This window comes from Actinoallomurus sp. CA-142502 (assembly GCF_050936355.1).
In the GTDB taxonomy this organism is placed as follows: Bacteria; Actinomycetota; Actinomycetes; order Streptosporangiales; family Streptosporangiaceae; genus Actinoallomurus; species Actinoallomurus iriomotensis.
In genome coordinates, this window is the sequence record NZ_JBNJMY010000001.1 from 2,477,167 (window position 1) to 2,496,834 (window position 19,668).

16 protein-coding genes are annotated in these 19,668 nt (G+C 70.8%); 13 read left to right on the top strand and 3 right to left on the bottom strand.

Annotated elements, in window-relative coordinates; all coding sequences use genetic code 11:
- Window positions 1-21: 21 nt before the first annotated feature.
- A complete protein-coding gene (cysC, locus tag ACQEV1_RS12100; protein WP_285618714.1) occupies window positions 22-1,542 on the bottom strand; it encodes an adenylyl-sulfate kinase in 1,521 nt (506 codons plus the stop codon).
- Window positions 1,543-1,603: 61 nt separating this feature from the next.
- Complete coding sequence (locus ACQEV1_RS12105; protein ID WP_285618713.1) at window positions 1,604-2,308, bottom strand: class I SAM-dependent methyltransferase; 705 nt, start codon at window positions 2,306-2,308, stop codon at window positions 1,604-1,606.
- A gap of 183 nt (window positions 2,309-2,491) precedes the next feature.
- On the opposite strand from ACQEV1_RS12105, the gene mfd reads away from it, so the two are divergent.
- The 4 genes from mfd to ACQEV1_RS12125 all read left to right on the top strand — a co-directional run bounded on the left by mfd (window position 2,492) and on the right by ACQEV1_RS12125 (window position 8,046).
- Window positions 2,492-6,094, top strand: coding sequence for a transcription-repair coupling factor (mfd, locus tag ACQEV1_RS12110; RefSeq protein WP_433393747.1), 3,603 nt, complete (start codon window positions 2,492-2,494; stop codon window positions 6,092-6,094).
- A 38-nt stretch (window positions 6,095-6,132) separates the two neighbouring features.
- Complete coding sequence (locus ACQEV1_RS12115) at window positions 6,133-6,852, top strand: hypothetical protein (protein WP_285618709.1); 720 nt, start codon at window positions 6,133-6,135, stop codon at window positions 6,850-6,852.
- The gene (locus ACQEV1_RS12120; protein ID WP_433393749.1) at window positions 6,840-7,775 is read left to right on the top strand and encodes a MazG family protein; all 936 of its coding nucleotides are present in this window, start codon (window positions 6,840-6,842) and stop codon (window positions 7,773-7,775) included. Before ACQEV1_RS12115 ends, ACQEV1_RS12120 begins: the two co-directional genes overlap by 13 nt.
- Window positions 7,776-7,839: 64 nt before the next feature.
- Window positions 7,840-8,046 carry a DUF4287 domain-containing protein gene (locus ACQEV1_RS12125; protein ID WP_285618706.1) on the top strand — a complete coding sequence of 69 codons (207 nt, stop codon included), beginning with the start codon at window positions 7,840-7,842 and terminating at the stop codon, window positions 8,044-8,046.
- Window positions 8,047-8,049: 3 nt separating this feature from the next.
- Here the strand turns inward: ACQEV1_RS12125 and ACQEV1_RS12130 are convergent, their stop codons facing one another.
- Window positions 8,050-8,610 carry a GNAT family N-acetyltransferase gene (locus ACQEV1_RS12130; protein ID WP_433393751.1) on the bottom strand — a complete coding sequence of 187 codons (561 nt, stop codon included), beginning with the start codon at window positions 8,608-8,610 and terminating at the stop codon, window positions 8,050-8,052.
- Between the two features lie 109 nt (window positions 8,611-8,719).
- Here ACQEV1_RS12130 and ACQEV1_RS12135 point away from each other — a divergent pair, with 109 nt between their 5' ends.
- From ACQEV1_RS12135 to ACQEV1_RS12175, 9 genes are all read left to right on the top strand, one after another.
- The gene (locus ACQEV1_RS12135) at window positions 8,720-10,930 is read left to right on the top strand and encodes a transglycosylase domain-containing protein (protein WP_285618702.1); all 2,211 of its coding nucleotides are present in this window, start codon (window positions 8,720-8,722) and stop codon (window positions 10,928-10,930) included.
- Window positions 10,931-11,056: 126 nt separating this feature from the next.
- A complete protein-coding gene (locus tag ACQEV1_RS12140) occupies window positions 11,057-13,498 on the top strand; it encodes a transglycosylase domain-containing protein (RefSeq protein WP_433393754.1) in 2,442 nt (813 codons plus the stop codon).
- Between the two features lie 197 nt (window positions 13,499-13,695).
- A complete protein-coding gene (locus ACQEV1_RS12145; RefSeq protein ID WP_433393756.1) occupies window positions 13,696-14,709 on the top strand; it encodes a sulfate ABC transporter substrate-binding protein in 1,014 nt (337 codons plus the stop codon).
- A 4-nt stretch (window positions 14,710-14,713) separates the two neighbouring features.
- Window positions 14,714-15,577, top strand: a complete 864-nt coding sequence (gene cysT, locus ACQEV1_RS12150) for a sulfate ABC transporter permease subunit CysT (RefSeq protein ID WP_285618695.1) — start codon at window positions 14,714-14,716, stop codon at window positions 15,575-15,577.
- A gap of 28 nt (window positions 15,578-15,605) precedes the next feature.
- Window positions 15,606-16,391: a sulfate ABC transporter permease subunit gene (locus ACQEV1_RS12155; protein ID WP_433393758.1), complete on the top strand. Its 786-nt coding sequence runs from the start codon at window positions 15,606-15,608 to the stop codon at window positions 16,389-16,391.
- Entirely contained in the window at window positions 16,391-17,350 is a 960-nt protein-coding gene (locus tag ACQEV1_RS12160; protein ID WP_285618691.1) for a sulfate/molybdate ABC transporter ATP-binding protein, read from the top strand. Before ACQEV1_RS12155 ends, ACQEV1_RS12160 begins: the two co-directional genes overlap by 1 nt.
- 5 nt (window positions 17,351-17,355) lie before the next feature.
- Window positions 17,356-17,787, top strand: a complete 432-nt coding sequence (locus ACQEV1_RS12165) for an RrF2 family transcriptional regulator (protein WP_285618689.1) — start codon at window positions 17,356-17,358, stop codon at window positions 17,785-17,787.
- A gap of 112 nt (window positions 17,788-17,899) precedes the next feature.
- Window positions 17,900-19,180 carry a phosphopyruvate hydratase gene (eno, locus tag ACQEV1_RS12170; RefSeq protein ID WP_285618687.1) on the top strand — a complete coding sequence of 427 codons (1,281 nt, stop codon included), beginning with the start codon at window positions 17,900-17,902 and terminating at the stop codon, window positions 19,178-19,180.
- A 6-nt stretch (window positions 19,181-19,186) separates the two neighbouring features.
- A complete protein-coding gene (locus ACQEV1_RS12175; RefSeq protein ID WP_433393762.1) occupies window positions 19,187-19,618 on the top strand; it encodes an FtsB family cell division protein in 432 nt (143 codons plus the stop codon).
- The last annotated feature ends 50 nt before the right edge of the window (window positions 19,619-19,668 follow it).

Genomic DNA, 19,668 nt, shown 5'->3' on the forward strand with positions numbered 1-19,668 from the left:
CTGTCGGCCCGGCTTTTCGGCTCAGCCGGTGCGGACCCAGTCTCCGGCGACGAGGTGGTCGAAGACCCGCGTCACGGCGTCGTGCGGGGACAGGCCGGACGTGTCGATCGTCAGGTCCGCGTCCTCCGGCGCTTCGTACGGGTCGGAGATGCCGGTGAACTCCGGGATGACGCCGGCCCGCGCCTTGGCGTACAGGCCCTTGCGGTCACGGCGCTCGCACTCGGCCAGCGGCGTGGACACGTGGACGAGGACGAAGTCGCCGGCCGCCTCCACCATGCGGCGCACCTCCGCGCGGGTGGCGGCGTACGGGGCGATCGGGGCGCAGACGGCCACCCCGCCATGGCGGGTGATCTCGGCCGCGACGTACCCGATGCGGCGGATGTTGAGGTCGCGGTCCTCGCGGGAGAACGTCAGGCCGGCCGACAGCAGCCGGCGGACGACGTCGCCGTCCAGCAGCGTCACCGTACGGCCGCCGCGCTCGACCAGCATGTCGGACAGGCCGCGCGCGAGCGTCGACTTGCCCGAGCCGGACAGGCCCGTGAAGAACACCGTCACGCCCCGCCGGTGCCGCGGCGGGTGGGCGCGCCGCAGCTCCTCGGCCACCGCGGGCGTGGTGAACCACTCGGGGATCTCCTCGCCGCGGTCGAGCAGGTCGGCCAACTCCTCGTCGGTCGGCTCGTCGCGCACGTCGTCAGGCTCGATCTTGGCGGTCGGCCGCCACACGTCGAGGCTCTCGTCGAACGCCCACGGCTCCGGAGCGGCGAGCGTCAGCGGAGCCGCCTCCTCGTCGGCCGCGGTGAACGACGGCGCGAACAGATGCGTCGCGCCGTACGCGGCGGCGACGTGCGCGGTGAGCAGCAGCTCGCGTCCGTGGCGTTCGGCCAGCGGCACGGGCACGACCAGCGCGTCGCCCGGCAGGTCGCGGCGCACGCTCAGCACCGCGCGCACGAGCGCGTCGTGGCCGCCCTCGCCCAGGAGCGGCAGGACGAGGACCCGCGCGCCGAGCTTCTCGGCGAGCTGGCGCAACTGTCCGAGCTGACGCCGGTGCAGCGGCGTGCGCGTCGCGACGGCGAGGGCCGGGGCGCCCGCCAGCTCCAGGCGCACCTCGTCCGGCGGTACGCGGAGCCCGCGGAACGGGCCGTGCTCGGGTGTGCGCAGCGGCGTGACCGGTCCGGCCATCCGCCATCCCGAGGGGGCCGGCTCGCGCAGCGGGTCGGCGTCGGCCAGGGCGTCCGGCGCGGGCGCGGGTTCCTTCCACGCCTCGGCCGCGGTCAGCACCGCGAGCGGCACGCCTTCGGGATCGGTCAGGATCAGGCGTTCTTCCTTCACCAGGTCCTCGGGGACGGCGAGCGTCACCGGCACCGGCCAGGGCGTGCCGTCGGACAGCCGCCCGGCCGCCGCGACGGTCGCGGCGTCGACCGCGCCCAGGAATCCGGTGAGCGGCTGGAACGCGCCGTTCAGCAGGAGCTCGAGGTCGGCCAGCTCGGCCGGGCCCGGCGTGAGAGTCGGCAGATCGCGCAGCTCGCCGGTTTCGGTGGTCAACGCGGACTCCGATCGTGTCTAGACCCCTGACCATTGCACTGTACGCGCTGCACAGGACACCTCAGATGATGCGGGCGAAGCGGTTTTCCGGCTTGCGGATCACCATGGTGACCTCACTGTAGGCCGAGGTCACCCGGCCGCGGCCGAGCAGCGCCACGACACGGAACGCGATGCCCATCACGCGTCCGAAGCCGGTCACGGTGTCGCGCGAGGTGATCTCCTCGGCAATGACCAGCCCGCGCATCATGCAGTACCAGCGCATGCCCTCCAGCGAGGCGACCCGGTCGTACACGGCCGGCGGCGGCTGCTCGTGGTGCCACAGCAGCTGCCGCAGCCAGTGCGGCAGCCGACGGTCGAGGTAGCCGAAGGCGCCGGCGCGGTCACGGAACCGCACGACCATCATCCCGCCCGGTTTCAGCGCGGCGACGAAGCGGTCGAGCACGAGTTCCGCGTGCGCGATCCGCTCGATCAGGTGCGAGGCGCGGACCACGTCGTACACGCGCGGCGGCATCGGGACGGTGCGCAGGTCGCCCAGCTGCCAGCTGTCGAGGTCGCGCCGCGACTCCGTGTGCGCGCGCAGCGGCGGCTGGTCGTCGTCCACGCCGGTGATGACGCACTCATGGGCGGCCAGCTCGATCTCGCGCGCCCACCCGCAGCCGGCGTCGAGGATCGCGAGCCGCTGCATGGGCCTCTCGAGGGCGTACTCCCGGACGCGTGCTGGGAACAGGCCACCGTCGTGAATCGGCGGTGTTCGCAGGTCGGTCACAACTCCGGAGAGTAGTCGCCCGCATCCGCATCGTGCTCGCAATCGACTTTGTCCGTGTGGTGCGTTTCGTCTTACCGCTCCTCATGGGGAGGCGCCCCTGTGGTAACCGGGTGCGCGTAGGCTGGGAACCCCTGGGGGTGCCACTGCCTTCGGGTGTTTCCCGCTGCCCGCCTCTGTGAGCTCATGACCCTTTCCGGACTGCTCGACGTCGCCTCGGCCGACCCCGCCCTCGTGGCGGCGGTCTCCGGTGGCGACCCGCGGCTCGACCTCGTCGCGCCGCCCGCGCTAAGGCCGCTTCTCGGTGCCGCGTTCGCCCGCGAACCCGGTCGTACCGTCCTGATGGTCACCGCCACCGAACGCGAGGCCGAGGACCTCACCGCCGCGCTGACGAGCCTGCTCGATCCCGCCGACGTCGCGGCGTTCCCGGCCTGGGAGACGCTGCCGCACGAGCGGCTGTCGCCGCGCTCGGACACGGTCGGCCAGCGTCTCGCCGTGCTACGGCGCCTGGCGCACGGCGACCCGGACGACCCCGCGGCGGGTCCGCTGCGCGTCGTGGTCGCCCCGGTCCGCGCCGTGCTGCAGCCCATCGTGTCCGGCCTCGGCGACCTGGAGCCCGTACGCCTGCGCGCCCAGGACGAGGTGGAGCTCGACGACGTCGTCCGGCGGCTGGCCGACGGCGGCTACAACCGGGTCGACCTGGTGGAGAAGCGCGGTGAGATCGCCGTGCGCGGTGGCATCCTCGACGTCTTCCCGCCCACCGAGGAGCACCCGCTGCGCGTGGAGTTCTGGGGCGACCAGGTCGAGGAGATCCGCTACTTCAAGGCGGCCGACCAGCGCTCGCTGGAGGTGGCGCAGGACGGCCTGTGGGCGCCGCCCTGCCGCGAACTGCCGCTGACGGAGTCCGTGCGCGAGCGCGCCAAGGACCTGGCGAGCGAGCACCCGGCGCTGGCCGAGGTCCTCGACCAGATCGCCGACGGCTCGGCGGTCGAGGGCATGGAGGCGTTCGCGCCCGTGCTCGCCGACCACATGGAGCTGCTGCTCGACGTGCTGCCCGACGGCTCCTGGGTGGTCGTCTGCGACCCCGAGCGCATCCGGACGCGGGCCGCGGAGCTGGTCAGCACCGGCCAGGAGTTCCTCGAGGCGTCCTGGGTCAACGCCGCCGCGGGCGGCGAGGCGCCGATCGACCTCGGCGAGGCGGCCTACCGCACGCTCGAAGAGGTGCGCGACCACGCCTCCGGGCTCGGCCTGCCGTGGCGCACCATCACCCCGTTCGCGAGCGCGGCGGGGGTGGGAGCCGAAGGGGGGGTCGGAAATGACACGTCGACGACGCGGCGGGAGTACTCCGACGCCACCGGGGAGCTGACCGAGGTCACCGAGGTGAGCGGCGAGCCCGACGGCGACGCGCTGCGCGTCGGCGCGCGCGCCGCCGACTTCTACCGCGGCGACACCCAGCGCGTCATGGCCGACGTGAAGGGCTGGATCCACGACGGCTGGCGCGTCGTGCTCGTCACCGAGGGGCACGGCCCGGCCGAGCGCCTCGCCGAGGTGGTCCGCGAGGAGGGCCTCGGCGCCAAGGTCGCCGACCTGGACGGCCCGCCGGAGCCCGCGCTCGTGAACGTCGCCTGCGGGCGCCTCGACCATGGCTTCGTCTGGGACGCGGTGCGCCTCGCGGTCCTCACCGAGACCGACCTGTCCGGGCAGAAGTCCTCCACCAAGGACATGCGGCGCATGCCGTCGCGCCGCCGCGGCGGCATCGACCCGCTGCGGCTCACTCCCGGCGACTACATCGTGCACGAGCAGCACGGCGTCGGCCGCTACGTCGAGATGGCGAGCCGTACGGTCCAGGGCGCCACCCGCGAGTACCTCATCATCGAGTACGCCAAGGGCGACCGGCTGTTCGTGCCGACCGACCAGCTGGAGGAGGTCACCCGCTACGTCGGCGGCGAGGCGCCCAGCCTGCACCGGCTCGGCGGCGCGGAGTGGCAGAAGCAGAAGGGCCGCGCCCGCAAGGCGGTGCGCCAGATCGCGGGCGAGCTGATCCGGCTCTACTCCGCCCGGCAGGCCTCGCCGGGGCACGCGTTCGCGCCCGACACGCCGTGGCAGCGGGAGCTGGAGGACGCCTTCCCGTACGTCGAGACGCCCGACCAGCTCGGTGCGATCGACGAGGTCAAGTCCGACATGGAGAAGCCGGTGCCGATGGACCGGCTGATCTGCGGCGACGTCGGCTACGGCAAGACCGAGATCGCGGTGCGCGCGGCGTTCAAGGCGGTCCAGGACGGCCGGCAGGTCGCGGTCCTGGTGCCCACGACGCTGCTGGTGCAGCAGCACCTGTCGACGTTCGCCGAGCGGTTCGCGGCGTTCCCGGTCACCATCAAGCCGATCAGCCGGTTCCAGACCGCCGGCGAGGTCGCCGAGACACTGCGCGGTCTCGCCGACGGCAGCGTCGACCTGGTCATCGGCACGCACCGGCTGCTGTCGCCCGAGACCCGGTTCAAGGAGCTGGGCCTGGTCATCATCGACGAGGAGCAGCGGTTCGGCGTCGAGCACAAAGAACGCCTCAAGGAGATGCGCACCCAGGTCGACGTCCTGGCCATGTCGGCCACGCCGATCCCGCGCAGCCTGGAGATGGGCCTGTCCGGTATCCGCGAGATGTCGACGATCCTCACCCCGCCCGAGGAGCGGCATCCGGTGCTGACGTTCGTCGGCCCGTACGACGACAAGCAGATCGCCGCCGCGATCCGCCGTGAGCTGCTCCGCGAGGGCCAGGTCTTCTTCGTCCACAACCGCGTGCGCTCGATCGACAAGGTGGCCAAGCACCTGGCCGAACTGGTGCCCGAGGCCCGGGTCGGCGTCGCGCACGGCCAGATGAACGAGCACCAGCTCGAGAAGATCATGGTCGACTTCTGGGAGAAGGAGTACGACGTCCTGGTCGCCACGACGATCGTGGAGAGCGGGCTGGACATCCCGAACGCCAACACGCTGATCGTCGACCGGGCCGACATGTACGGCCTGTCGCAGCTCCACCAGCTGCGCGGCCGGGTCGGGCGCGGGCGCGAGCGCGCGTACGCCTACTTCCTGTACCCGCCCGAGGCGCCGCTCACCGAGACCGCGCACGAGCGGCTGGCCACGATCGCCCAGCACACCGAGATGGGCGCGGGCATGTTCGTGGCCATGAAGGACCTGGAGATCCGAGGCTCCGGCAACGTCCTCGGCGCCGAGCAGTCCGGCCACATCGCCGGCGTCGGTTTCGACCTGTACGTCCGGATGGTCGGCGAGGCCGTGCGCGAGCTGCGCGAGGACGGTCCGGCCGAGACACCCGAGGTCAAGGTCGAGCTGCCGGTCGACGCGCACATCCCGCACGAGTACGTCCCGGGGGAGCGGCTGCGGCTGGAGGCGTACCGCCGCATCGCGGGCGTCCAGGACGGTTCGGAGCTCGAACCCGTGCGCGAGGAGCTCGCCGACCGTTTCGGCCCGCTGCCGGTGCCGGTGCTGAACCTCCTGGAGGTCGCGCGGTTCCGTGCCCTCGCGCGCCGGGCCGGGCTGACGGACGTCACCCTGCAGGGCAACCACATCCGGTTCTCACCCGTGCAGCTGCCCGACTCGCGCCGGGTCCGGCTGCAACGCCTGTACCCCAAGAGCATCCTCAAGGCCGCGACCAATACGCTGCTGGTGCCGACGCCCAAGACGGCTCCGCTGGGCGGCCGCCCGCTGCGCGACCAGGAGCTGCTGAAATGGGCCACCGACCTCGTCGAGGCGCTGTTCCTCCCCGAGCCGGTGGCGCAGTGAGATGGTTCCCCGAGAGCCACGAAACGAGAAGGACACGCGTGTTCCGTAAGTCGCTGAAGACCGCCGTCTGCGCACTGGCCGCCGGTACCGCCCTGGCCGCGTGCGGCCCCGTGCAGCCGGGCGCCGCCGCCATCGTCGGCCATGACCGCATCTCCGTCTCCAAGGTCGACTCCGCCGCGAACCAGTGGGCCAAGGAGCTGCCGCACTACCCCCAGGCGGGCCAGATCGTCGCCGCGGCGAAGGAGGCCCAGCGGCAGCAGGCGGGTCAGCAGGCAGGGCAGCAGCAGGGCCCGTACGACCCGTCCTCGCCGCAGCGCAGCGTGCTGTACAAGGTGATCCAGATCCGCCTGTGGGACGAGGTCGCCCGCGAACAGCACGTGTCCACCGCGCCGGGCCAGGTGGACGCCTTCATCGCGTCCCAGGGCGGCCAGCAGAGCCTCGACGCGTACGTCGTGGCGCAGGGCCTGCCGACCTCCTACGACGAGGACTACGCGCGGAGCGTGCTGATCCAGCGGACGATGCTCCAGCGGTACGGGGTCAACCCCGACCAGCCCGTCGACCAGCAGCAGGGGCAGCAGGTGCTGCAGCGGCTCGCGGGCGACTACGCGAACGCCAAGCGGCACGTCGGCATCACGGTGAACCCGCGCTTCGGCGAGTTCGACGACCAGACGATCTCGCTCGGCCCGGTCTGCCCCCATCTGTCCACCCCCGACTCCGGCACTCCCGATGCCGCCGGTGAGATCAAGTGCCAACTCTGACCTTCCTCGCGTCCTCGCCCCGCGTCGCGCCGGGGCAGCTGACCTGGCCGGCCTGGCAGGCGCTGCGCACGGCCGGCCGGGTCCTGACCGGCTCGGCCGAGCACCCACAGCTGCCGTACATCGCCGCCGCCGGGATCGAGGTCGAGGTGACCGACCCGGACGCGGCGGCCCTCGTGCGCGCCGCGTCGGACGGCACGGTCGTGTGGCTGGCCGCCGAAGACGGCGACGAGGCCCTGATGCGCGCGGTCGGCACGGCCCTCATCGGCATGGACGACCCGCCCGAGGTGGAGGTCGTGCACGGCGCGTACGACCTGCCGGGCGCACGCTTCCTCGACCTGGTCACGGTGATGGAGACGCTGCGCCGCGAGTGCCCGTGGGACCGCGAGCAGACGCACGCCTCCCTCGCGCCGTACCTGCTCGAAGAGGCGTACGAGGTCGTCGACACGATCGAGAGCGGCGACCTGGAGGCCCTCCGCGAGGAGCTCGGCGACGTGCTCATGCAGGTCGCCTTCCACGCGGAGGTGTCCGACGACTTCACCGTCGACGACGTGTCCGAGGGCATCGTGGCCAAGCTGGTCCGCCGCCATCCGCACGTGTTCGGCGAGGTCACGGTCGCCGACGCCGACGAGGTCAACGCCAACTGGGACAAGATCAAGTCGGCCGAGCGCGGAGAGGACGCGTCGATCTTCCACGGCGTGCCGATGGGCCAGCCCGCGCTGTCGCTCGCGGCCAAGCTGCAGCGACGCGCAGCCAAGGCGGGTGCCCCGGCGGAGCTGTTCTCCGACGAGGGGACCGGCGCGGAGTTGTTCGCCCTGGTCAACCGGTTGCGCGAGGAGGGCCGCGACCCGGAGGCCGAGCTTCGCGCCGCCGCGAGGCGCTTCCACGACCGCGTCCGCGACTGGGAGGACTCCGGCGAGTCCTGAGCCGCAGGGGCGTCATCCGGAGGTGCGCTCGGGTCTGTCGGTGGCGGCTGGCATGATGGCCCCCATGACTGATCCTGTGAAGGGTCCTGCCAGCTATTTTCCGTCGATCGAGAAGAAGTACGGCCGTCCCGTCACCGAATGGCTGGCGCTGATCGAGGGTTCGCCGCTGACCAGGCACATGGAGCTCGTCAACTGGCTCAAGACCGAGCACGGCCTCGGGCACGGGCACGCCAACGCCCTGGTCGCGCACAGCTTGGCCGGACGCGAGTAGGCGTCAGCGCTCGGGCAGCGTCGGGTGCGGCTCGGCGGGGACGATGCCGGCCATCGCGTTGGTGATGGCCCAGCGTTCGTGGTCCCGCCAGGCCCCGTCGATGAACAGTAGGTCCGGTGAGCAGCCCTCGTTGCGGAATCCGGCCCGGCGGACCAGCCGGATGGAGGCGTGGTTCTCCGACTGGATCTGGGCCTCCAGCCGGTGCAGCTGCAGCTGCTCGAAGGCGTGCCGAACCACCAGGTCGAGCCCTTCGGACATGTATCCCCGGCCGGCCGACGAGGCGAACGCCGCGTAGCCGAGGGAGGCGGACTGGAAACGCCCGCGGATGATGCTGTTGATGTTGATCAGGCCCACGATGGCCCCGGTGTCACGCCGGCAGACGAGGTGCGACTCCTCGTCCGGCCCCTCGTAGCGCGTGACGTAGGCGCGGAACTTCGGGGGAGTGTCGGGCAGCGACATCCACGGCCGGTGCAGCTCCGCGCTCGCGGCCACCAGGGCGAGGAACTCGTGCTCGTCGCCAGCGGTGAGCGGGCGCAGGGTCACCCGGTGATCCTTGTGGGCCATCCGGGCACCATATCGGCGCGGAACGCCAGGAGGCGCTCAGAGCGCCGGTAACCGACGAAACGCCGCCCAAGGTTTCCGGTTACCGCGCGTGTGGGGATGACCGCGGATTGTGGGGGCGAAAACGGGAGATACGCTCGCCAGGCTCCGCGATCTGGCGACCGTCGGCTTCATCGCGGGCATGCTGACCGCGGCGCTGCTGCTCCCGTACGCGCTGATGGGCGGGCTGAGCGTGCGCGCGGCCGACCGTGGGTTCCAGAAGCTGCCCGCCGACCTGGTGACTCCGGCGCTGCCGCAGAGCTCGGTGATCCTCGCGGCCGACGGCAGCAAACTCGCCACCTTCTACTACGAGAACCGCGTCGAGGTGCCGTTCGCCCAGGTCGCCCCGATCATGCGCAAGGCGATCGTGGCGATCGAGGACAGCCGCTTCTACGAGCACGGCGCGCTCGACGTCAAGGGCACCGTGCGCGCGGTGATCACCAACCTGCAGGCCGGTGAGGTCATCCAGGGCGGGTCGACGCTCAGCCAGCAGTACATCAAGAACGCCCTCGCGGAGATGGCCGACAACGCGCAGGAACGCCGGAGCGCGCTGGAGCCGACCGCCGGCCGCAAGCTGCGCGAACTCCGCTACGCGGTGGGGCTGGAGAAGAGGTTCACCAAGGACCAGATCCTGGAGAAGTACCTCAACATCGCCTACTTCGGCGACGGCGCGTACGGGGTCGAGGCGGCGGCCCGGCACTACTTCGGCGTGCACGCCGCGGACCTCACGCTCGCCCAAGCCGCGATGCTCGCCGGGATCGTGCGCTCGCCGACGACCTACAACCCCCACCTGCACCCCAAGCGCGGCCGGCAACGACGCGACCTCGTGCTGAACCGCATGCTCCAGCTCAAGGTGATCACGCCGGCGGACGCCGCGGCCGCCCGCGTCCAGCCGGTCAAACTCAAAATCACCAAAACGCCGAACGGCTGCGTGACCAGTTCGGCGCCGTTCTTCTGCGACTACGTGCAGAGGGAGATCCTGGGCAACCCGGTCTTCGGCAAGAGCCTGCGGCAGCGGCGGGCGCTGCTGCAACGCGGCGGGCTGGAGATCCACACCACGCTCGAACCCAAGATGCAGAAGGCCGCCCAGCACGCGGTGAACCGGCACGTGCCGCCGAAGAACTCCTCCGGCAAGGCCGCCGCCGAGGTCCTCGTCCGGCCGGGCACGGGGGAGATCACCGCGATGGCGATCGACCGCAAGCTCGGTGACAGCAGCAAGCGCGGCATGATGTGGGTGAACCTCGCGGCCGACTCCGACCACGGCTCCAGCCTCGGCATGCAGGCGGGTTCGACGTTCAAGGTGTTCACGTTGGCCGAGGCGCTTCGCCAGGACATGGCGTTCGGCGACAAGCTGTTCGCGCCCAAGGAGTTCGTGCCGACCGGCTTCCACGACTGCGCCGGTAACCGTGTCGGCGACTCGACCGCGCTCGGCAACGCCGGCGACGGCGAGGGCGGCCATGACTTCACGCTGGTCACCGGCACCTGGCACTCGGTGAACACGTTCTTCCTCGAACTCGAACGCAAGGTCGGCCTGTGCGAGACGTACAAGATGGCCACCCGGCTCGGCATGCGCAAGGCCACCGGCGGCAAGCTCGAGCAGTACCCGTCCTTCACGCTCGGCTTCAACACCGTCTCGCCGGTACGGCTGGCGGCGGCGTACGCGGCGTTCGGCGCGCGCGGCCGGTACTGCTCGCCGATCGCCATCACGAGCATCAGTTCGCCGAAGGGGCCGGTGAGGGTTCCGAGCGCCGGCTGCCACCAGGCGGTCGACAGTGACGTCGCCGACGCGGTCAACCATGTGCTCGGCGGAGTGCTGACCAAGGGCACGGCCAAGGGCAACGAGATCGGCCGTCCGGCGGCGGGCAAGACCGGCACGGTGGACAACTTCTCCTCCGCCTGGTTCGCCGGGTACACGCCCGACATGGCGAGCGCCGTCTGGGTGGGGGACCCGCGCGGCGGCTACAAGCACCCGCTGCGTGACGTCTGCCTCGGCGAGGGCTGCTTCGCGCAGGTGTACGGCGCGGACGTCCCGGCGCCCATCTGGCGCGACACGATGACCGAGGCGTTGCAGGGTGTGCCCGAGCACGCGTTCAGCGCGCCCAGCGGCGGCTTCTTCCGCAAGGGGAGCGGCGAGGAAGAGGAGGACAAGGACAAGAAGGACAAGGAGAAGGGAGATGCCAAGGCCGGCGACAAGCCGGGACACGGCGACGAACCGGGACACGGCGACGAACCGGCCGATGGGTCGCCGTTCCTCGACTGGCTCCTCCAGGCCTGGCGACCGTAATTCCATTAAGGGACAGCGCGACAAAAGCGCAGTTAAGCGTGCTTTGAGGTGGCGGACCGCCTTTAGTGGGAATTTTTGTTAGGTCCGCGAGATCCACGAAGACTACTTTCGACGTACTCTGTCCGGGTGTCGTCAGGGGTGGCCCCGCAACATCGAACCCTCCGCATCGTCTGCCGCCTCGCAGGCACGGGGGTGGTCGCCGGTGTGCTGGCGGCCCTGATCGCGTTCTCCACCCTCGGCATGCTCGGGGTGAGCGCCCGCGACGGCGCGAACTGGTTCCAGTCGGTGCCCGCCGACCTCAGCACGCCGCCGGTGCCGCAGCGATCCGTAATCCTCGCCTCCGACGGTTCCAAGATCGCCACCTTCTACTACGAGAACCGGGTCGACGTACCGCTGAACAAGGTCGCCCCCGTCATGCGCAAGGCGATCGTCGCGATCGAGGACAACCGCTTCTACGAGCACGGCGGCCTCGACGTCAAGGGCACCGTCCGCGCCCTGGCGAGCAACATCGCGGCCGGTCAGGTCACCCAGGGCGGCTCGGGCATCACCCAGCAGTACGTCAAGAACCTGCTGCTGGAGACGGCGTCCAACAGTGAGGAGCGCGACTCGGCCGTCGCCACCACTCCGGCCCGCAAGGTGCGCGAGCTGCGCATGGCGGTCGCGATGGAGAAGCGCTACACCAAGGACCAGATCCTGGAGCGGTACCTCAACATCGCCTACTTCGGCGACGGCGCGTACGGCGTCGAAGCCGCCGCGCGGCACTACTTCGGCCGGTCCGCCGCGACGCTCACGCTGCCGCAGGCGGCTCTGCTGGCCGGCGTGGTGCGCTATCCCTTCGCCTACGACCCGACGGTGTACCCCAAGACGGCCGTCGAGCGCCGCGACACGGTGCTGGCGCGGATGGCCCAGCTCCACTGGGTGAGCAAGGCGGACGCCTCGGACGCCGAGAGCGCGCCGCTGGACCTCCACGTCACCTCCACGCCGAACGGCTGCGTGGAGAGCTCGGCGCCCTTCTTCTGCGACTACGTCCAGCGGGAGATCCTCACCAATCCGATCTTCGGGTCGACCGCCGACGCGCGGAAGCTGCTCCTGCAGCGCGGCGGCCTGACCATCCGCACCACTCTGGACTCGAAGATGCAGCGGGCCGCCCAGCGCGCGGTGGACCACTACGTGCCGCAGAAGAACTCCAGCCACAAGGCATCCGCCGAGGTCCTGGTCCAGCCCGGCACCGGCGCGGTCAAGGCGATGGCCGTCGACCGCGCGCTCGGCCCGTCGGAGAAGGTCGGCAAGACCTGGGTCAACTTCGCCGCCGACGGCGACCACGGCACGAGCCTGGGCATGCAGGCGGGTTCGACGTTCAAGGTGTTCACGCTCGCCGCCGCCCTCGACCAGGGCATGGCCTTCGGCCACCGCCTGTACGCGCCCGAGCACTACGCGCCCACCGGCCTGCGCGCCTGCGACGGCAAGTACGCCGGGTCGAGCACGTCGCTGAGCAACGCCGCCGACGGCGAGGGCGGCCGGTCGTTCAGCCTGGTCACCGGCACGTGGAACTCGGTCAACACCTTCTTCCTCAACCTGGAGAAGCAGGTCGGGCTCTGCGACACGGTGAAGATGGCCGAACGCCTCGGCATGCGCCGCGCCGACGGCAAGCCGCTCGAACAGGTCGCCTCCTTCACCCTCGGCGCCAACACGGTCTCGCCGCTACGGCTCGCGGCGGCGTACGCGGCGTTCGCCGCCCGCGGCCGCTACTGCGAGCCGATCGTGCTGTCCAAGATCACCAATGCGAACGGCCGCGAGCTCAAGGTCCCCAGCGCCAAGTGCCGCCAGGCCATCCGCAAGGGCGTCGCCGACGGCGTCAACCACGTGCTGCGCGGCGTGCTCACGCAGGGCACCGCGGCCGGCATGGGCATCGGCCGCCCGGCGGCCGGCAAGACCGGCACGGTCGACGACTACTCCTCGGCCTGGTTCGCCGGCTACACGCCGGACCTGGCGAGCGCCGTCTGGGTCGGCGACCCGCGCGGAGGCTACGCCCACCCGCTGCGCAACGTGTGCCTGGCCGGGCGCTGCTACGGCGAGGTGTTCGGCTCGGACATCCCGGCGCCGATCTGGCGGGAGACGATGCTGGGCGCGCTGAGGGGCGTGCCGGCGCACGACTTCCACAGCCCGCCGAGCGAGTACTACCGGGAGGGTTCGGGCGAGGACCTCGTCTCGGTGCCGAGCGTGGTCGGCCTGAGCGCCTCGGCGGCGCGGTCGAGGCTGGCGGCGGCCGGCTTCGGCGTGGTGACGGGGTCCAGCGTGTCCTCAGGGTACTCGCGGGGCACCGTGGCGAGCCAGAGCCCGGGCGGCGGCGCCCGCGTCGAACCGGGCACGACGGTCGTCATTCACCTCAGCCGGGGGGCGCCGAGGGTTCCGCACCCGCCCGGCAATCCCCCCGGTGGCCCGCCCACGGGCGGCCCGCCGACCATCCCGCCCCCGACGTTCCCGCCGATCGGCGACACCGCCGGCAACACGCCCTTCGCCCGCCTCGCCGGCGAGTCCGGTCAGGCCGTCCGTACGGGCAACGGCTGACGATCGGCCGGTAAGAGAGGCCCAGGCGCTCTCGGAGTTCCACAGAGCGGCGGTCACGGTAGCCGTCGGCGGAGTGCCGCACGACCTGTGGCGTTATCCAATCGTTCCCGGTATGGCCTACCTGATCAGTTGACTACGGCAACGCCCGCTGGTCTACTTTTATTACCAAATTGATCGGAAATATGGAGCAAAGGACGATGGGTCACAGCAGAAGAACCATCGCCGCGGTGGCGGCACTGGGCGTCAGCATGTCCCTCGCGGCCTGCGGAAGCGACTCATCCGGGAGCGGCGGCGGTAAGAAGGTGCAGCTGGCCCTGGTGGCCTACTCCACTCCGCAGGCAGCGTTCCAGCAGCTCATCAAGGCTTTCCAGAAGACAACCGCCGGTAAGAACATCACCTTCACCCAGTCCTACGGCGCCTCCGGCGACCAGAGCCGGGCGGTCGCGTCCGGGCTCAAGGCCGACGTCGTCGACTTCTCACTGGAGCCGGACGTCACCCGGCTGGTGAAGGCCGGGCTGGTCGCCTCCGACTGGAACAGCAACCCGCAGCACGGGTTCATCACCGACTCGGTGGTCACCATCACCACCCGCAAGGGCAACCCGAAGAACCTCAAGGACTGGCCGGACCTCATCAAGCCCGGCATCCAGGTGATCACCCCCAACCCGTCCACCTCGGGCGGGGCGCGCTGGAACATCCTGGCCGGTTACGGCGCCGCGTCGAACAAGGGCGCCAACAAGCCCGCCGGAGTGGCCTACCTCCAGAGTCTGCTGAAGAACGTCCCGGTGCAGGACGACAGCGGCCGCAAGGCGCTGCAGACCTTCGTCGGCGGCAAGGGCGACGCGGTCATCACCTACGAGAACGAGGCGATCTTCGCGCAGCAGAAGGGCCAGCCGGTCGACTACACGGTCCCGGCCTCCACGATCCTCATCGAGAACCCGATCGCGGTGACCAAGAACAGCGCCCACCCGGCCGAGGCCAAGGCGTTCGTGGACTATCTCTACAGCCCGGCGGGCCAGGCGATCTGGGTCAAGAACGGCTACCGGCCGACGGTCTCGGGGGTGGCGGGAGCCGACAAGTTCCCGAAGCCGACCGGCCTGTTCACCATCAACGACCTGGGCGGCTGGGACAAGGTCACCACGGAGTTCTTCGACCCGCAGAAGGGCATCGTGACCGGCATCGAGAAGAGCCTCGGCGTCTCGACCGGGAAGTGACCTCTTGACCTCCAAGATCCTGGAAACGGACTCCACCGGGCTCGGCACTCCGCCGGGCCCGGTGCGGCCCGTCGCGCGGCGCAGGCCGCCCGGCGCGCCGACGGCGCTGGGCCTGGGCTCGGCGATGATCTTTCTCAGCCTGATCGTGCTGATTCCGCTGGCCGCCGTCCTCTGGAAGTCGGCGGAGCACGGGCCGGGCTTCTTCTGGAAGTCGGTCACCACCCCGGACGCCTGGGCGGCGTTGAAGCTGACCGTCGTCGCCTCGATCATCGTGGCCCTGATCAACCTGGTGATGGGCACGCTGATCGCCTGGGTGCTCGTACGCGACTCCTTCCCCGGCAAGGCCGTGCTGGACACCCTCATCGACCTGCCGTTCGCGCTGCCGACGATCGTCGCCGGGCTGGTGCTGCTGGAGCTGTACGGAGCGGACAGCCCGCTCGGCATCAACCTGGCGTACACGAGGGTCGGCGTGGCGGTGGCGCTGCTGTTCGTCACGCTGCCGTTCGTCGTGCGCACCGTCCAGCCGGTCCTCCTCGAACTCGACCGGGACATGGAACAGGCGGCGGCGTCCCTGGGCGCCGGCAACTGGACCATCTTCCGGCGGATCATCCTGCCCAACCTGCTGCCCGCGATGGTCTCCGGGACCGCGCTGGCCTTCACCCGGTCGATCGCCGAGTTCGGCTCCACCGTGCTGATCTCCGGCAACCTGCCCTTCAAGACGCAGGTGGCCGCGGTGCAGATCTTCGGGCAGATCGAGAACGACAACACCGCCTCGGCGGCCGCCGTCTCGACCGCCCTGCTGGTCGTCGCCTTCGTGGTCCTGGTGACCCTGGACCTGGTGCAGAGGTGGGGGTCGCGTCGTGGCTGAGCGCTCAGGCGTCACGGGGCCGTCGGTTGTGAGCAAGTACGTGCTGCGGGTCGTCGTGCTGGCCTACCTGCTGTTCCTGCTGGTCCTGCCAGTGGTGCTGATCGGCTGGAAGACCTTCCAGCACGGGCTCGGCCCGTTCTTCGACGCGCTCACCACCCACGAGGCACTGCACGCCTTCCAGGTGACGTTCATCGTCGCGTTGTGGGCGGTCGCGCTGAACACCGTCTTCGGAGTCGGCACCGCGATCCTGCTGGTCCGCCACCGCTTCCCCGGCAAGCGGATCCTCAACGCGGTGATCGACCTGCCGCTGGCGGTCTCCCCGGTCGTGGTCGGCCTGGCGCTGATCCTGGTGTACGGGAGGTTCTCCTCGTTCGGCGGCTGGCTGGAGGACCACGGCATTAAGATCATTTTCTCCACGCCCGGCATGGTCCTGGCCACCGTGTTCGTGGCGCTGCCGCTGGTCGTGCGCGCCGTCGTCCCGGTCCTGGAGGAGATGGGCGACGAGCAGGAACAGGCCGCCCAGACGCTGGGCGCGGGCCGGTGGCAGACCTTCCGGCGCATCACCGTCCCCGGCATCCGCTCGGCCCTGGCCTACGGCATCGTGCTCTGCCTGGCACGGGCCCTCGGCGAGTACGGCGCGGTCGCGGTCGTGTCGGGCCGCCTGGTCGGCCAGACCCAGACCCTCACGCTGTACGTCGAGGAACGCTTCCAGAACTTCGAGCAGCCCGCCGCGTTCGCCGCCGCCACCGCGCTCGCGCTGATCGCCATCGTCAGCCTGCTCGTCATCAAACTGCTCCAGCGAAAGGCTGACTGATGGCCATCGAGGCCCGTCACATCAACAAGGCGTTCGGCGCCACCTCGGTCCTGCAGGACGTGTCGGTGGAGGTCCCCTCCGGCTCACTCACCGCGCTGCTCGGTCCCTCCGGCGGTGGCAAGTCGACACTGCTGCGGGTGATCGCCGGGCTCGAGCAGCCGGACTCGGGGACCGTGCTGATCGCCGGCGCCGACGTCACCCGGCTGGCTCCGCAGCGGCGCAACGTCGGCTTCGTGTTCCAGCACTACGCGGCGTTCAAGCACATGACCGTCTTCGACAACATCGCGTTCGGCCTGCAGATCCGCAAACGCCCCAAGAACGAGATCCACAAGCGGGTGCACGAGCTGCTGGAGCTCGTCCATCTCGACCAGTTCGCCAAGCGGTATCCGGCGCAGCTGTCCGGCGGTCAGCGGCAGCGGATGGCGCTGGCGAGGGCGCTGGCGGTCGAGCCCGAGGTGCTGTTGCTGGACGAGCCGTTCGGGGCGCTGGACGCCCAGGTCCGCAAGGAGCTGCGGGCCTGGCTGCGCCGGCTCCACGACGACGTGCACGTCACGACCGTGTTCGTCACCCACGACCAGGAGGAGGCGATCGAGGTCGCCGACACCATCGTGGTGCTGGCCGGCGGCCGGGTGGAGCAGTCCGGCAGCCCGCATGAGGTGTACGACAACCCGGCCAACGAGTTCGTGATGCGCTTCCTCGGCCCGGTGACCGAGCTGGACGGCCGCCTGGTCCGCCCGCACGACATCGAGCTGACCGCCGAACCCGAGCCGGGCAGCGCCGAGGCGACGGTCGAACGCGTGGTCCGCCTGGGCTTCGAGGTCCGGGTGGAGATGAGACTCGGGGATCAGGACGCGTGGGCCCAGGTCACCCGGGGACTGGCCGAACGGCTTCGGCTGGCGCCGGGTGAGACCGTCCACGTCCGGCCCGGCCCCGACGCTCGGACCCTCGCCGTCGTCTGACGCCTGTGCACATCACCGCACGTACCGACTACGCGCTCCGGGCCGTACTCGCCCTGGCCGCCGCCGATCCCGCGACCGTCACCGCCAGTGCGCTGGCGGCGGGAGAGGGGATGCCGCTGTCCTTCCTGAAGACCATTCTGGGCGAACTGCGCGGTGCCGACCTCATCGTCACCCAGCGCGGCCCGGAGCGCGGCTACCGGCTGACCCGGCCGGCCACCGACATCTCCGTCGGCGAGGTCATCCGAACGGTCGACGGCTCGCTCACCGACATCCGCGGCGAGCCGGCCGCCAACGCCTCCTACGAAGGCACGGCGACCCATCTGCGACAGGTGTGGATGGCCGCCGACACCGCGGTGCAGAACATCGTCGATCAGGTGACCCTCGCCGACGTCGTCACGGGTAACCTGCCGCCCCATGTCCGTGACCTCACCGGCTGAGGGCTCAGGACCGGTCCCGACACGGAAACGGGGGTGGCGTTGCAACGCCCCCCTCCCCAAGGCGGCTAGGCTCGGGGACCGAAACGTCTCGTAGTGATCACAAGGAGATCAAGTGTCGTCGATCGACGTCGTCCAGGCTCGGGAGATCCTCGACTCCCGTGGTAACCCCACCGTCGAGGTCGAGGTTCTGCTCGACGACGGCAGCGATGCTCGCGCCGCGGTGCCGAGCGGAGCCTCGACCGGCCAGTTCGAGGCCGTCGAGCTGCGCGACGGCGGTGAGCGCTACAACGGCAAGGGCGTGGAGAGGGCCGTTCTCGGCGTGAAGGACGAGATCGCGCCGGAGCTCCTGGGGTACGACGCCGACGACCAGCGCATCATCGACCAGAAGCTGATCGACCTCGACGGCACGCCCGACAAGTCCCGGCTGGGGGCCAACGCCATTCTCGGTGTGAGCCTGGCGGTGGCCAAGGCGGCGGCCAGGACGGCCGACCTGCCGCTGTTCCGCTACGTCGGCGGTCCGAACGCACACCTGCTGCCGGTGCCGATGATGAACATCCTCAACGGCGGCGCGCACGCGGACACCAACGTCGACATCCAGGAGTTCATGATCGCTCCGATCGGCGCGCCGACCTTCCGCGACGCCGTCCGCTGGGGCGCGGAGACCTACCACGCGCTCAAGTCGGTGCTCAAGGGGCGCGGCCTGGCCACCGGCCTCGGCGACGAGGGCGGCTTCGCCCCTGAGCTGCCGAGCAACCGCGACGCCCTCGACCTCATCCTGGAGGCGATCAAGAGCGCCGGCTTCCGTCCGGGCACCGACATCGCGCTCGCGCTCGACGTGGCCGCGACCGAGTTCCACACCGACGGCGTCTACGACTTCGAGGGCGCCAAGCGCTCGGCCGAGGAGATGGCCGCCTACTACGGCGAGCTGCTCGACGCCTACCCGCTGGTCTCCATCGAGGACCCGCTGTCGGAGGAGGACTGGGCGGGCTGGAAGGCCCTCACCGACGCCGTGGGCGACAGGGTGCAGGTCGTGGGCGACGACCTGTTCGTCACCAACCCCGAGCGGCTCCAGCGCGGCATCGACGCCGGCTCGGCCAACGCGCTGCTGGTCAAGGTGAACCAGATCGGCACGCTCACCGAGACGCTCGACGCCGTGGCGCTCGCCCACAACAACGGTTTCCGCTGCATGATGAGCCACCGTTCCGGCGAGACCGAGGACACCACGATCGCCGACCTGGCCGTCGCGACCAACTGCGGCCAGATCAAGACCGGCGCGCCCGCGCGCAGCGACCGGGTGGCCAAGTACAACCAGCTGCTCCGCATCGAGGAGCTGCTCGACGACGCCGCCCGTTACGCCGGCGCCGCCGCCTTCCCGCGGTTCCGCTGGTCGTAGGCGACCGTGGCCGAGGCGAAGCGCAGGTCGCTGGACTCCGACGCGGCCGACGCCAAGGAGCTGCGGCGCGCCCACCTCACGGGGCGCGCCGCGATCCTGGCCGTGGTGGCCTGCGCGATCGCACTGAGCCTGGCCTACCCGGTCCGGGAGTACATCGCGCAGCGTCGCGAGATCGCCCAGCTGCGCGTCCAGCAGCGGCAGGCGCAGCAACAGGTCGAACAGCTCGAGGCGCAGAAGAAGCGGCTCGGCGACGAGTCCTACGTACGGCGTGAGGCCCGGACCCGCCTGCACATGTGCGATCCCGGCGCCAAGTGCTACGTCGTCGTCGGCGGTGACGACGGCGGTGGCAAGAGCGCCGCGCGCAAGACGCCGGCGCCGACGCCGCCGTGGTACGTCACCCTGTGGCGTTCGGTCGACGCGGCGGATCAGCACCGCTGAGCGCATAACCTTGCAAGCGACGCTCGGCTCGTCCGGCGGACGCTCGGCTC